The sequence below is a fragment of the Uliginosibacterium sp. H1 genome (assembly GCF_036017065.1).
Lineage (GTDB): Bacteria > Pseudomonadota > Gammaproteobacteria > Burkholderiales > Rhodocyclaceae > Uliginosibacterium.
On sequence record NZ_JAYXHR010000001.1, the window covers coordinates 724,478 to 738,279 of the forward strand.

Here is a 13,802-nt window from a genome sequence, read left to right on the forward strand (position 1 = left end):
GCAAACAAAGAACCCGCCAGATGGCGGGTTCTTTGTTCACTGGTACTACAGGTGATCCAGCGTCAGGGAGCGATCTTCCCGGCCCCGGCACCTGCCGTCAGGATCGCCGGAATGTTTGCCGCCGGATCCAGCGTGTAGCTGTAGTAGCTGCGCGGGTTGAAGGCATCGCCCGTGTTCACCTCCGGCGCCTTGGCCTTGATGATCAGGTTGCTGGCATCCCAGGTCAGCTTGCCCGAAGCGCTGCCCTGCTCCTGCGTCGCGAAGCCATTCATGTTGAGGTAGTTGCCATCGGCATGGATGTCCGACTGCAGGCTGGAGCCGATGAAGTAGTTCTTCGTCCCGTCCGCCCAGTTGTTGTACACGTGGGCCTGGCCGAAGCGCACGCGCGGGTGGCGCTGCGTCGTGTTCTGCAGCCAGTTGTGGTGGTAGGTGACGTGCAGCTTGCCGGTGTCCTGCGCCGAGTTGCTGTCATCGTGGCCCAGCAGCATGGTCTTGTCGGTATTCATGATCTTGTTCCACGAGACCGTCACCCAGTCCGAACCACGCTTGATGTCCAGCGCACCGTCGGTACCCGGCAGGATGGTGTTGTGGTCGAGCCAGATGTGGTGCGACCAGCAGGCCACGTTGATGCCGTCGTCGCCGTAGTTCTGGATCGTCAGGTTGCGCACGATCACGTTCTGCGTGTAGGTGAACAGCCCGGCGTGCTTCGCCTCGCACCAGTCCGACTTGAACTGCGCCACATGCTCCGGCCACCAGCCGCTGATGTTCAGACCGAAGCCATCGATGGTAGCGTTGGTTCCGCTGCCCAGGATGCTCTTGTTGGAGCCGACGTTCACCATCACCGCACCGCCTTCGGCGCGGATCGTGCCGGACACCCGCACCACGCGCGGTGAATGATCGCCCACTGCCGTCACGAACTGCTGGAAGTTGGTGACCACGACTTCCGGACCGCCCGCGCCGCCGTTGGTACCGTTGCGACCATCGCGGTTCAGCGAGGCGAAGCCATCCACACCCGCCGCGTTGCCGCTGGATGAACCATTGCCGGAAGACGAGCTGCTCGACGAGGACGAACCTGTACCACTGGACGAAGAGCTGCTCGACGAACTCGAGGAACTCGAAGAACTCGATGAGGTACTGCTGGAGGAGGAACTGCTCGACGAAGAAGAGCTCGAAGAACTGGAGCTGGAGGACGAGCTGGAAGAGGAACTCGACGAGGAGCTGGATGAAGACGAGCTGCTCGACGAGCTGCCCGGCACCGAGCACTCGTTGACGCCACCGGCAGTGCGGCCGCCGAAGGTTGCCTCATTGCAGACGAAGCTGCCTGCCAGGCTCTTGTAGAAGAATCTGTCGGCACGGCCGAAGGCGACGCTGGTGGTTTGCGCCACCGAGCAGGTCTTGTTCTCGCTGCACAACGTGACGTATCCGGCTGGCCGGTTGGCGGCCATCGCGGACGTTGCGACGGACGTCAAGGCGACGAGCAATACGTTACCCAACGCAAGCTGCGTGGTCTTCATGGAAATGTCTCCTCAGTAGGTATTTTTGTAGGTGCTGCAATTTGACGAAACCTGCAGAAATACCGAGCAATTTCATGTTTCTACGCCCGTCATGACTCTGCAATTTCGCCTTCGGCAGATTGGTCTGACAAACATGAAAGGTCAAGCCGCAAGGCACTAAAGCCGTTGCCACGCGCGTACGCCGGAGAGCCCGGCCCGGTGCACTTGCTGCGCTGCGTTGCAGGCACAATCCGCGATCACACACCAACGACACGCCGCCATGACGCGCGTGCATTGCCAAGACTTCGGAGGAGACACGATGCCCAACCGCCTGAGCTCTCACGTCTGGCGCCTGAGCGCCAGCATCCTGCTACCCGTCCTTGTCCTCGTCGGCTGTCGCGACGCGGAGCCCCCGCGCGCGACGCCGGGCTATCGCGCGGAAGTGATCAACCCGACACTGGTCCGGGGCATGTCGGTCGATGACGGCAGCATCCAGCTTGCATGGGGCAGCGATGGCACCATCCTGCGCTCCACCGACAACCAGCAATGGCAACAGGCCAGCTCTCCCGTCACGGCGGACCTGAACCGTGGCGGCACGGACGGCAAGGTCCTGATCATCGTCGGCGCAGCCGGCGCCATCCTGCGCTCGGAGGACAAGGGGCAGACCTGGACGCAAGTCCGCCACGACGGCATGGAGTCCGACCTGCAGGCACTCACCTTCCACGCGCCGACCAGGACCTGGATCACCGCCGGCACGCAAGGCGTGATCCTGCATTCACGCGACGACGGCAAGACCTGGACCGCGCAGAAAGCCAGCCAGCCGTTCAAGCTGGAGAGCCTCTACGCCGACCCGGCCAGCCAGCGGGTATGGCTGGGTGGACCGGAGGGAATGCTGGGACGCTCCGACGACGGCGGCCAGAACTGGGCGATCGTCTCGCTGGGTATCGACACCCCGATCACCGGCTTCTACCGCCATGGCGAGACACTGATCGCCACCAGCGCGCAGGGGCGCTTCTACGTGTCGCAGGACAAGGGCGACAACTGGGCATTCCTGCAGCTGCCCACGCGGGCCTTCTTCACCGACACCGCCTACGACCCCGGCCACAGGACGATCGTCATGAGCGGTCACACCGGTGACGTGGCCGTATCCGCCGATGAAGGCAAGTCCTGGCGTCTCGTCGAGGCGACCTTTCACGGCAGCAAGAACTACCTGAGCACGGTGCAGTTCGACCCCCGCAGTAAGGGCCTCATCGCCGCGGGTCATCACGGCACGCTGCTGCGTTCCGCCGACGGCGGACTCAGCTGGACCGCCGCGCTGCCCGCCGGCACCGCCGGCAATTTCCAGGGCATGTTGTACGACGCCAAACGCGGCACCCTGGCCCTGCTGGGTGATGGCGGCCACCTGCACGCATCGCAGGATGCCGGCAAGACCTGGGCAACGCTGTCCGCGCGACTGACCGACTACCAGCGCGAGGTCATCGCCACGCCCGACGGCAAGGGTTTCGTCACCGCAGGCCAGGTCGGCGCGATGTACCTGGCCGGGCACGACGGCAATGACTGGGAAGTCCTGCGCCTGCGCTACCCGAACGAGAACACGCCACCGAGTTACCGCGCGCTGGAACTCAGCCCCAGCGGCAAGGCGCTGCTCGCTGCAGGTCCGCCGGGCACGATCATGCGTTCCGCCGACCAGGGGCGCAGCTGGCAGGTCACGCTCGCCATTCCGCTGGAGAAAGGCGAGGCGCTGGTGAAACTGATCCCGGACGCACGGCACAAGACCACCGTCGCCGTGGAAGTGTTCGGCGGGCTCAAGGTGTCGACCGACGACGGCAAGAGCTGGCAGGAACAGCGCGTCGACGCGGGCGGACGCGAGCTGTGGCATGGCGCCGCCACCGACGACGGCACCGTGGTGATCACCGGCAATGGCGGCGTGATCGTGCGTGGCGATCCGCGCAGCAAGCAATGGCAGGTCGTGCCCAGCGGCACGGAGCACGGCCTGTACGGCAGCCACTACGACCCGGCCTCGAGAAATGTCTTCGCGGTCGGCCAGGGAGGCACCATCCTTCGCTCCACCGATTCCGGCCGGCAGTGGCAGAGCGTCGGCACCGGCGGCGAACACGGGCTGCGGCGCATGCTGACCGACCCCAGGACGCAAGCCCTCGTGGCTTTCGGCGAAGGGGGCCTGATCATGCGTTCGACGGACCAGGGACAAACCTGGCAGCGCGTGGAAAGCGGCACGACGGAAGAATTGCGCACCAGCGCCGTCGAGCCCGGCACGCGGAATCTGTTGCTGACCGGACGCCAGGGCACGCTACTGCGCAGCACCGACAGCGGACAGACCTGGCAGGCCATCGACACCCACACCCAGCGACATTTCCGCAGCATCGCCATCAACCCCGCCACGAAGACGCTGATGCTGGTGGGCGAACGCACGGTACGACTGGTGCCTGACGACGCAGCGCCCGCACCGTAGGCAAGCAACCGGCAAGTCCTCGACCCGTAACGGCAGACGATCCAGCGCGATCGCCTGCCGTTTTGCCGTCCAGTGCGTCTTCATGTTCTTGCGTTGCACACACGCATGCGATGTGCGGTGCATGCAAATGAACGGCATAACTGCGGGGTGCCACACCACGCTCGATCGGTCGCCGTATTGCGCAGCTTCGATCGGTCTCGACCGGGCATCGCACCTCATCAAGGCGCCGATACGCTGCCGCGACGAATCGGCATGGTTTTGCTCTGCTTGGGACGTGGGACGCAGGTGACGCGGCCGTGCGTGGCAATGAATCCTGTGGGCCTCGCCGGCAGACAGATACCCGGGCTTGATCTGCAGTCGCACGATCCAGCAATCGCCGGCCCAAAGAAAAACGCACGGCCATCGGCCGTGCGTTCAAACAAACAACAAACCAGGAAACAACAAATTACTGCAGTACGTATTCAACTTCCTGTTACACCGCACCGCCGAAGCGGTGCGGCTGACAAACCAACCAGTGATTCTTAGTAGTTGGTGTTGCCCGAGGACGTGCACTTCATCTTGCCGATGCACAGCGAGCCGGAGTTACGCAGGCGGCTGTTGGTCAGGCTGCCGGTGGAGCTGGAGCTGTCCGAACGGAACACGCCTTCGCCCAGGTTCGACAGTTGGCAACGGTCGATGTTGACCGTCATCTTGAAGGTCGTGCCGCCGTTCTGACGGATGACCTTGGCAACGCTGTCGACGATGCAGTTGGAGATGTTGACGGTACCAGCAGCGTTGACCTGACCGAACTTGTCTTCACCGTTGTAGCCCGACACGCCGCTGATGTTGATCGTGCCCGATTCCTTCAGCGTGAAGGCGTCTTCACCGATGTTGGTCCAGCGGAAGTTCTGCAGGTTGCCGTTGCCCTTGAAGTGAACACCGTCCACGCCGTTGTTGCCCAGGATGGCGTTCTTCAGGGTTGCGCCGCCGGAGATGATGAAGGCCGGATCCTGGCTTTCGTCCTGGCTGCCGTTACCCATCGAGCTGGAGGGGTTGAAGGTCTTGCAACCGCCGTCATAGGTGCCGCTGCTGACGTTGATGGTCGAAGAGATCGACTGGTTGCCGGTGGAGGAGCAGGTAGCGCCGGTGATGCCACCGCCGCTGCTGCCGCCCGACGAGCTGCTCGACGACGAGCTGGAGCTCGACGAGGAAGAGCTGGAGCTGCTGCTGGACGACGACGACGAGCTGGAGCTCGACGAGGTGGAGCCAGCGTACGAGCACCAGGCCGAAGCCGCGTAGCTGTTGCTCGGGAAGTTGCTGCTGGAGCAGGCAACGCTGTTGGTGAAGGTGCCGTACACGAAGTTGCCGGACTTGCCCAGGGCGACCGAACGGGTGCCGCTGAACGAGCAGGTGGCGCCGGTGTTCTGGGCGCACTTGGTGTAGCCGGACGGATAGTCAGTTGCGGCTTGGCTGCTGAAAGCCATGGCGGCCAGCAGGCCACCGACGACGAGCTTGAGTTTCATGAGATGTCTCCAAAAGAACCACGATTGGTGTCCGACCACGACGGCACTTTCGGTGACAGCCTGACCTCCTCCTGGCCGCACGAAATGCTCTTCGGTGCTATCTGCTTCTGCGTGGTCAGGCTGGAGATTGGTACCCGTTGAAACCCAAGTCAATTTGCAGCGCGACACAATTCGACAGAAGCGTCAATTCAGTCACACCGAAAAACGAATTTGAAGACGATCGTACGAATATGGTGATTTTTGGCCGCCAAAGCGTGCGTGCAAACACGTTGGCACCCGAATAAATCAGGCCTGCGTCTGCGTGTAGATGGCCTTGATGTCCTGGATGTTGCGACAGGTGCCATCCGCCAGCATGGCATCTCCGTGGATGTAGCCGCCGTAGCCGCGCAACACGGGCAGACCTTCGTCACAGCCTTGCAGCCGTGCCAGCATGAGCGCCAGCGCAAGGGGCTCGGGGTCATCCAGGCGGCAGTAGGTGTGGTGTTCGCTGGCGACGATGGCACCACGGTGGGCACGCTGCGCGAACATGCGCTCGCCCAGCTTCTGCGCGAGCTCCAGGTAGATTGCCGCACCGGTCGCGCGATGCACTTCCATCACCGCGCTGAGCAGCAACGCATCCACGTCCTGCGGCACCGCGATGCTGCGCGGCTGCGCCGGATCCTCCGGGTCCCAGTCGCCCAGGCCGAAGTTGCGCGCCATTGCGCACACGGTGGGCCACAGCGTCGCACGACGGCTGACTGCCCATGCGGTGGCGTAAGACAGGAAGACCATGCCGGTGATCGGACGGCGGATGAACGTCTTGCCCTTGGGGCCGTAGTAGCCGAAGCGCCGGAAGACTTCGCCGGTGAGATCGCGGCCGTCGGCGAACATCGGCTTGATCTCGTTGGATTCCGGCACGTACGCATAGCGCGCCCAGGCATCGAGGCCGTCGAGCGTCCAGTCGCGCAGGCGGCGCCCTTGCTCACCGAGCTCGCGCGCCATCAGCATCTGCGTCAAGGCACTCTCGCCGTAGATGCCCTCCGGTCCGTTGAGCGCCTCCTCGTCCATCTTGAACAGCACCCAGGCTTCCTTCGCCACGTCTCCGTACTCGGGACCGAACTGCCTATGGGCGCGATCGCCGAAGAAGGACCAGGTGAAGTTGTGGGCGTTCTCGTCGGTCGGCGGCTCTTCGCGCTTTTCCGGGCGGTTGAACTGATAGACGCCCAGGCCGGTCACCGGATGCCGGCTGCGCACGTACTGCCACGCCAGGAACTCACCCCAGGACAAGGCCTGCTCGTCGCCCTGCAACTTGAACAGCATGCAGGCGGCATAGATCAGGTCGCTGCCGATGTTGATGAAGGACAGGCCGCGCGCTTCCCGCAGCAGATCCAGGTCGGCACGTTGGGGCGCGCTCCACAAGCCCGGCTCGTCAAGCGAGCGGCCGTACTGGCCGTGACGGCTCAGTTCGAGGCTGTCCCAGTTGTCGATGTGGGCGTTCCACAGGCCCTTGATGAGACGCGCCGTGGCCTGCGGATCCACCTCGTGCATCAACTCGTAGTACGGGTAGTGATGCTTGAGTTCGTGTACCTGGTGCTTGTTCTCCGGCCCCACGGCACGCAGGGTGCGCAGGTCGATGAAGGAGTGCCCGCCCCAGGTCAGCAGGCCACCATGATCGACATGCTGGAAATGCCAGGCAATCGCGTCCCGCGCGGCCTGGGCGTAGCGCTCGTCGCCGGTGAGCCGGGCGAGGCATACCAGGAACCGGAAGAAATTCTGCTGCGATGCCAGGTTGGACGGCTCCCAGGGCGTGCCGTCAACGTTCCGCCACACCACCGGACGACCGGTGAAGGTATCGAAACCATCGAAGAAAAGCGGCGTGCCGTGGTAGGGGTCGCGATAGCGTTCCAGTACCAGATCGGCGTAGCGGCGCAGGTAATCAAGCACCGAATGCATCGTTGAATCAGCAGAACCAGGCAGGTGAAATAAACAAGTCAGCCGGAGTCTGTCCGGCCCTTGGGGTTAACCGCAAGCTTAGCTGTAAAGCTGACGAAACGCTTACGTGCTTATCGTGCAATGCGGCAGCAATGCACCATCGTGTCTTCAAAAGGCGATTTCAAGGGCTGGCAAGCGCGTGCGGAATCGCACGCCAGACACGCTATTTACGACTTTCCCGGACACTACCAGACCATGCTGGAAGCAGCGCAGCATCCGTTTTGGATAAACTGCGTTCCATTCCCGATCAAAAGCGTGGCTGGGCATGCCCGATACTCAATACCGGATCATTTTCCGCGGTGAATTGCTGGACGGATTCAATCGCGACGAGGTCAGCCAGACCGCAGCCCAGCGGCTGGGGCTGAAACCCGAGCAGATGGATACCATCTTTTCCGGCCAGGCGGTGGTTCTCCGCAAGGGCCTGGACAAGGCCAACGCCGCCCGTTACCTCGGCGAGCTGCGCAAGATCGGCATGCGGGCCAAGGTGCAGGAAATGACCGTCGTGCCACGGCCGGCAATCACACCTCCCCCGCAACCCGCCCCCCAGCCCGCTCCGGGCTTCGATCCCGAGAAGACCGACATCTACGTACCGGCCCGCCCGCTGTCGTCGGCGCTGGACGAGGCAGCCGACGCCCTGCCTGCCATTCCCGCGATACCGCCAGCAGCGCCGCGTCCGGCGCTGCCTGCGCAGTCCGAGAAGATCATGTGCCAGAAGTGCGGCGACCGGCAGACCAAGCGCAAGCTCTGTCGCAGCTGTGGCTTCGACATGGAAGCCTACGAGGCGGCGCAGCGCCAGCTGGAAAAGGACGAGATGGAAGCCGCGTCGCGGATGCGCCTGCCCGACATCAGCATCCTGGATTCTCAGGTTCCCGTGGCCATGACCCTGTCTCCGAGCTCGGACGACCTGCCCGAGGAAGACGCCGGCAAACGCTTCGGCGCCGGCCGCATCGGCCGCGGGCAATTGCTGGCCAACAGCCTGCTGGTGTTCTCCGCCGCGGCCCTGCTGATCCTCGCCGGCTCCAGCCTGGGTGAATTCGGCGCCATCGTCGGCGTGCTGTGCGCGCTCGGATTGACGATCTACGTGCTGGCCCCGCAATTCGTCCGCCGCCTGCACGACCTGGGACGCAATAGCTACGCAGCCGTGGTTGGGCTGGTGCCCTACGTGAATCTCGCCTTCCTGCTCTATTTGCTGGTGAAGCCGGGCTCGCCGCGTCACAACCGCTACGGCGCCCCGCCCGCCGGCCCCAGCAGCACCTTGTTAACCGCCGGCCTGGTTGCGGTGGTCGTCACGCTGACCGCGCTGTACACGCTGCCGTCCGAAGCCATGCAACGTCACATGGGCAATGCCGTGAGGCTGTTCACCGGCCTCCTGCCGTGACCACATCCCAGTCCTGCCAACACGATCCTGCCACCATGAAATACCTGCTCGTCGGCACCGGCAACATCAGCCGCACCTACATCGGCGCCATTGCGAAGATCCCCGGTAGCGAAGTCGTCGGATGCGTTTCACGCAGCGGCCGCCGCCCCGCCGTCGCGCCGGACATGCCGTGCTGGACCACGATCACGGCCGCCGCCGCGGCCACCGATTTCGAAGCGGTCATCCTGACCACGCCCAACAGCCTGCATCACGAAGGCGCCATCGAGGCCGCCGGCCTCGGCAAGCACGTGCTGACCGAGAAGCCGCTGGACATCACGCTGGCCAACATGGACCGCATGATTGCCGCGTGCGAGGCGGCCGGCGTCACGCTGGCCACCGCCTACCAGCGACGCACCAACCCCGACAATCTCGCCATCAAGCGCCTGATGGACGCCGGCGCCTTCGGCCGCGTCTTCGCCGCCGACCTCGCTGCCAAGTTCTGGCGCGAGAAGGCCTACTACGACACCAGCCCGTATCGCGGCGGCTGGGCGCTGGATGGCGGCGGCCCCTTCATCCAGCAGGCCTGCCACAACATCGACTACTACCTGTGGCTGTTCGGCATGCCGGACAAGGTGGTCAGCGAACTGGGCACCTTCGTCCACGACATCGAGACCGAGGACCACGGCGCGGCCCTGCTGCGCTACGCCAACGGCATGATCGGCACCATCATCGGCTCCACCGCCGCCCGTCCCGGCTTCTCGGCGCGTCTGGAAGTGCACTGCGAGAAGGGGAGCTTCGTGACCCTGGACGATCGCATCGTCACATGGGAAATCGACGGCATCCCCAACCCGGCCAACACCACCGACATCTACGACGACAAGGGCGCCAGCAGCGCAGCGGTGGCCGACACCTCGCGCCACGAGGCGGTCCTGCGCGACTTCGAGGAAGCGGTGCGCGACGGCCGCCCGCCGCTGGTCACGCCGCAGCAGGCACGACAGACCACCGCGTTCATCCTGCGCATCTACGGTCGCTGCTGAAGATACAGTCTGGACGCAGGCACCCGGTCCGGCAGCGGCAACGCCTCATCGCCTCCACCCGACCGCTCGCGCCTCCGCACGAGTCACGCTTGCCGGACTTCTGTGAAAGCCGGTACGGCGCAAACTGCACCGGCTTTTTCACGTTCGTGCCATGAACACCGTCAACGCCCTTCTCACCCTCTTCCTCGCCGCCCTGATCGCCGCGACGCTGCTGCCCACCTCGTCAGAGGCAGTACTGGCGGCCTTGCTGGCACAGGGCGACATCACGCCTGCGCTCCTGATCGCCGTCGCAGCGCTTGGCAACACCCTGGGCTCAATCATCAACTGGGCGCTTGGCCGCTTCCTGCTGCACTACCGTGAGCGGCGCTGGTTTCCGGTCAGTGCCGCGCAACTGGACAAGGCCACACATCACTACCGGCGCTGGGGCGACTGGAGCCTGTTGTTCTCGTGGGTGCCGGTGGTGGGTGATCCGCTGACCTTCGTGGCCGGCGTGCTGCGCGTGCCGTTCTGGCGCTTCCTGCTATTGGTCGCCACCGGAAAGACCGCGCGCTATCTCGCCGTGTGGTGGGCGGTGAGCACCGCCACGGCATAAGCAACAACCATTCAGGCGTAACGCGTCGCGCGGCCCTCGCGCACGAAAGCCCACAACTGCATGCCGCAGGCACGCGCCAGATCCACCGCAGCGGCGGTCGGGGCCGACACGGTTGCCATCGCAGAAACGTTCGCCATCATGCACTTCTGCACTAACTCCACCGAGGCACGCGAACTGAGCAGCGCCAGGGCGGGCGCGCTGCCCGCACGCAGGCAGGCGCCAATGGCCTTGTCGAGTGCGTTGTGGCGGCCAACGTCCTCGCGTGCTGCCAGCAGGGTGCCGGCCCCGTCGAACAGCAGCGCCGCATGCGCCGCGCCGGTCTGCGCATTGAGGCCTTGTTGGGCTTCGAGCTGGGCCCGTGCGCGCTGGATCGCATCGACGCTCACGTCCAGCGCCGTCACCCTGCGCGGCGGGCGCAAGGCGCTGCCGAGATTACGCGCGCCGCACAAGCCGCAACCGCTGGGTCCGGCCAGCGTGCGGCTGCGCTCGACAGCGCGTTGGCGACAGGCTTCATCGACGCTCAGGTAGAGATTGATTCCCGAGGGCTGGGCGTGAAGCTCGATGCCGTGGATCTCCGACACGGCGCCGACGAGGCCTTCGCTGAACAGCAGGCCCGCGGCGAAATCCTCCAGGTCGGTCGGCGTCGCCATCATCACGGCAAAGGACTCGCCAGCCAGCACGATGCCCACCGGCACCTCGGCCATCAGCATCTCGCGGGATTCATGCATGCCGATGTCGTACCGCAATGCATCCACCTGCCGCAATGCCTCGCCAGCGCGCGGCAGCAACATGCGTGCAGCCGCTTCGCCGGCGGCGGTCAACGACACCTTGCGTTGCAGGCTCAGCTCCGCGCCGTACGGCTCCAGCGCGATCCAGCCCAGGCCCCCATCCCTGTGATCACCCAGTGCATCCAGCTCGCGCAGCAGCACGCTCATCGACAGGTCCAGCTGCTTCGTCAGCGCCGCCAGCGGACGCCCGCCCTGTTCGGCCAGCACCTGCAGCACTGCGCATTGGAGTTCGGTCATGGACGCGCCACCGGCACCAGCCGCACCGGGATCGACTTGGACGCGGGCGTGCCGGCGCCGACCGCCACGTTGTCCAGCGCGACCAGCGCATTGGTCTCGGGGAAGTAGGCGGCCAGGCAGCCGCGCGGGATGTCGTGCGCCTGCAGGCGGAAGCCCGGCGCACGACGCACCGGCCCGTCCGTGTAGGCACTTTCGATATCGACACGGTCATCGGGTCGCAGGCCCAGGGCAGCGATGTCGTCTGCGTGGATGAAGAGCACGCGACGCTCGCCGCGGACGTCGCGGTAGCGGTCGTCCAGGCCGTAGATCGTGGTGTTGTACTGGTCGTGGCTGCGCACCGTCATCAGGTGGAAGACCTGCGCGTCCTCGCTCACCGCGCGGCGATAGGCCGTGTCGGCAGTCAGCGGCGCGACACGGAATTCCGCGAGCCCGCTGGCGGTTAGCCATTCGCGCTCGCGCGCCGCGTTGCGCAGGTGGAAGCCCAGGGGTTTCTCCACCCGTGCGTTGAAGTCGGTGAAGCCATCAATGGCCTGTTCGATCAGCGCACGGATGCTGCGGTAGTCACGCGCCAGCGCCAGCCAGTCCACCGGCCCGGGCGGCAAGGTGGCGGCCGCGAGTCGCGCGACGATCACCGGCTCGGACAACAGGTGCGGCGAAGCCGGCCGGTTGATGCCGGCGGACAGGTGCACCATGCTCATGGAATCCTCGACGGACACGCTCTGCGGCACGCCGTCCACCTCATCGCGTTCGGTGCGGCCCAGTGTCGGCAGGATCCACGCCTTGCGGCCTGTGACGAAATGGCTGCGGTTCGGCTTGGTGGACACATGCACCGTCATCTCGCAGCGCGACAGTGCCGCCCAGGTGCGCTCCGTGTCGGGCGTGGCAGCGGCGAAGTTGCCCCCGAGCGCGAAGAAGAACTTCGCACTGCCCTCTTCCATCGCGCGGATCGCGTCCACCGTATCGTGGCCATGCTTGCGCGGCATGCGGATGCCGGTGGCGGCCTCCATGCGGTCCAGGAAAGCCGGCGCAGGTTTCTCGTAGATGCCCATCGTGCGATCGCCCTGCACGTTGGAATGCCCACGTACCGGACACAGCCCGGCCCCCTGGCGGCCGATGTTGCCGCGCAGGCACATAAGCGCGGCGAACTGCTGGATGGTCTCCACCGCGCGCGGATGCTGGGTGATCCCCATGCCCCAGGTGAGGATGGTGGCGCGGCTCTTCAGGTACAGCTCGGCCGCTGCCTCGATGCTTTCCCACGTCAGCCCGGCCTCTTCCGCGAGTTGCGCCGGCTGCAGCGACTCGACGTGCGCGCGCCAGGCGTCGAAGCCGGTCGTGTGCGTGCGGATGAAGTCCTCGTCGATCAGGCCCGGCTCGCTGCGCGCACGCTTCAGCACGCAATGCGCGATGCCGAGCACGACGGCGATGTCGCCACCGATCTTCGGCTGAAAGTAGTGCGAGGCAATCCGCGTGCTGCTGCCGGACAGCATCTCGCCGGCCTGCTTCGGGTCGGTGAAGCGTTCCAGCCCGCGCTCGCGCAGCGGGTTGAAGACGACGATCTCCGCGCCGCGCTTGCTCGCTTCGCGCAGGGTGCCGAGCATGCGCGGATGGTTGGTGCCGGGGTTCTGACCGAAGATGAAGATGGCATCGGCATGATCGAAATCCGCCAGCGTCACCGTGCCCTTGCCGACCCCGATGGTGGCCTTGAGGCCGACGCCGGAAGGCTCGTGGCACATGTTCGAGCAGTCCGGCAGGTTGTTGGTGCCGAAGGCGCGCACGAACAACTGGTACAGGAAGGCCGCCTCGTTGGAGGTGCGACCCGACGTGTAGAAAAGCGCCTCGTCCGGCGACGCCAGGCCCTTCAACGTCGTGGCGATGTCGGCAAAAGCCTCGTCCCAGCCCGCGGCGACGTAACGGTCGGTGGCCGCGTCGTAGCGCATCGGCTCGGTGAGGCGCCCCAGGGCTTCCAGCTCGATGTCGTCGCGCTGTCGCCATTCGCTGACGGTACGCGCGGCCAGCACCTCCGGTGTCGCGCGGTGGCTGGTGGCCTCGTTCATCACCGCCTTCACGCCGTTCTCGCAGAACTCGAAGCTCGACGCGTGCTCCGGGTCCGGCCAGGCGCAGCCAGGGCAGTCGAAACCGGTGGGCTGGTTGACGTTGCGCAGGGTCAGCACGCCGCGGGCGGCCCCATGCTCGGCCAGCGTGTGGCCGACGGCGCGCAGGGCACCCCAGCCACCCGCAACCGGCCCCGTGGCGTCGGGGGCACTGCCTTGCTCGTGGGACGCGCTTGCCTTCTGGCTTTCTTTTTTCATGGCGGCGAGGGTGCCACGGCTGGCGCGCTCACTCAATGGAGGTTGC

9 protein-coding genes are annotated in these 13,802 nt (G+C 65.3%); 4 read left to right on the forward strand and 5 right to left on the reverse strand.

The window, feature by feature from the left end; translation table 11 throughout:
- Positions 1-62 precede the first annotated feature (62 nt).
- A complete protein-coding gene (locus VVD47_RS03315) occupies positions 63-1,514 on the reverse strand; it encodes a pectate lyase family protein (RefSeq protein ID WP_327601977.1) in 1,452 nt (483 codons plus the stop codon).
- 298 nt (positions 1,515-1,812) lie between these two features.
- Here VVD47_RS03315 and VVD47_RS03320 point away from each other — a divergent pair, with 298 nt between their 5' ends.
- Positions 1,813-3,963: a WD40/YVTN/BNR-like repeat-containing protein gene (locus VVD47_RS03320; protein ID WP_327601978.1), complete on the forward strand. Its 2,151-nt coding sequence runs from the start codon at positions 1,813-1,815 to the stop codon at positions 3,961-3,963.
- A gap of 521 nt (positions 3,964-4,484) precedes the next feature.
- On the opposite strand, the gene VVD47_RS03325 is transcribed toward VVD47_RS03320, so the two are convergent.
- Both VVD47_RS03325 and VVD47_RS03330 read right to left on the reverse strand, forming a co-directional pair.
- The gene (locus tag VVD47_RS03325; RefSeq protein WP_327601979.1) at positions 4,485-5,465 is read right to left on the reverse strand and encodes a pectate lyase; all 981 of its coding nucleotides are present in this window, start codon (positions 5,463-5,465) and stop codon (positions 4,485-4,487) included.
- Positions 5,466-5,750: 285 nt separating this feature from the next.
- On the reverse strand, positions 5,751-7,397 hold the full coding sequence (locus tag VVD47_RS03330; RefSeq protein WP_327601980.1) for a hypothetical protein: 1,647 nt from the start codon (positions 7,395-7,397) through the stop codon (positions 5,751-5,753).
- A 304-nt stretch (positions 7,398-7,701) separates the two neighbouring features.
- Here VVD47_RS03330 and VVD47_RS03335 point away from each other — a divergent pair, with 304 nt between their 5' ends.
- The 3 genes from VVD47_RS03335 to VVD47_RS03345 all read left to right on the forward strand — a co-directional run bounded on the left by VVD47_RS03335 (position 7,702) and on the right by VVD47_RS03345 (position 10,422).
- Complete coding sequence (locus VVD47_RS03335) at positions 7,702-8,814, forward strand: DUF805 domain-containing protein (RefSeq protein WP_327601981.1); 1,113 nt, start codon at positions 7,702-7,704, stop codon at positions 8,812-8,814.
- 35 nt (positions 8,815-8,849) lie between these two features.
- A complete protein-coding gene (locus VVD47_RS03340; RefSeq protein WP_327601982.1) occupies positions 8,850-9,830 on the forward strand; it encodes a Gfo/Idh/MocA family protein in 981 nt (326 codons plus the stop codon).
- A gap of 151 nt (positions 9,831-9,981) precedes the next feature.
- Complete coding sequence (locus VVD47_RS03345; RefSeq protein WP_327601983.1) at positions 9,982-10,422, forward strand: YqaA family protein; 441 nt, start codon at positions 9,982-9,984, stop codon at positions 10,420-10,422.
- 11 nt (positions 10,423-10,433) lie between these two features.
- Here the strand turns inward: VVD47_RS03345 and fdhD are convergent, their stop codons facing one another.
- Positions 10,434-11,447, reverse strand: a complete 1,014-nt coding sequence (gene fdhD / locus VVD47_RS03350; RefSeq protein ID WP_327601984.1) for a formate dehydrogenase accessory sulfurtransferase FdhD — start codon at positions 11,445-11,447, stop codon at positions 10,434-10,436.
- On the reverse strand, positions 11,444-13,756 hold the full coding sequence (locus tag VVD47_RS03355; RefSeq protein ID WP_327601985.1) for an FdhF/YdeP family oxidoreductase: 2,313 nt from the start codon (positions 13,754-13,756) through the stop codon (positions 11,444-11,446). The genes fdhD and VVD47_RS03355 overlap by 4 nt, the downstream gene beginning before the upstream one ends.
- Positions 13,757-13,802: the final 46 nt, after the last annotated feature.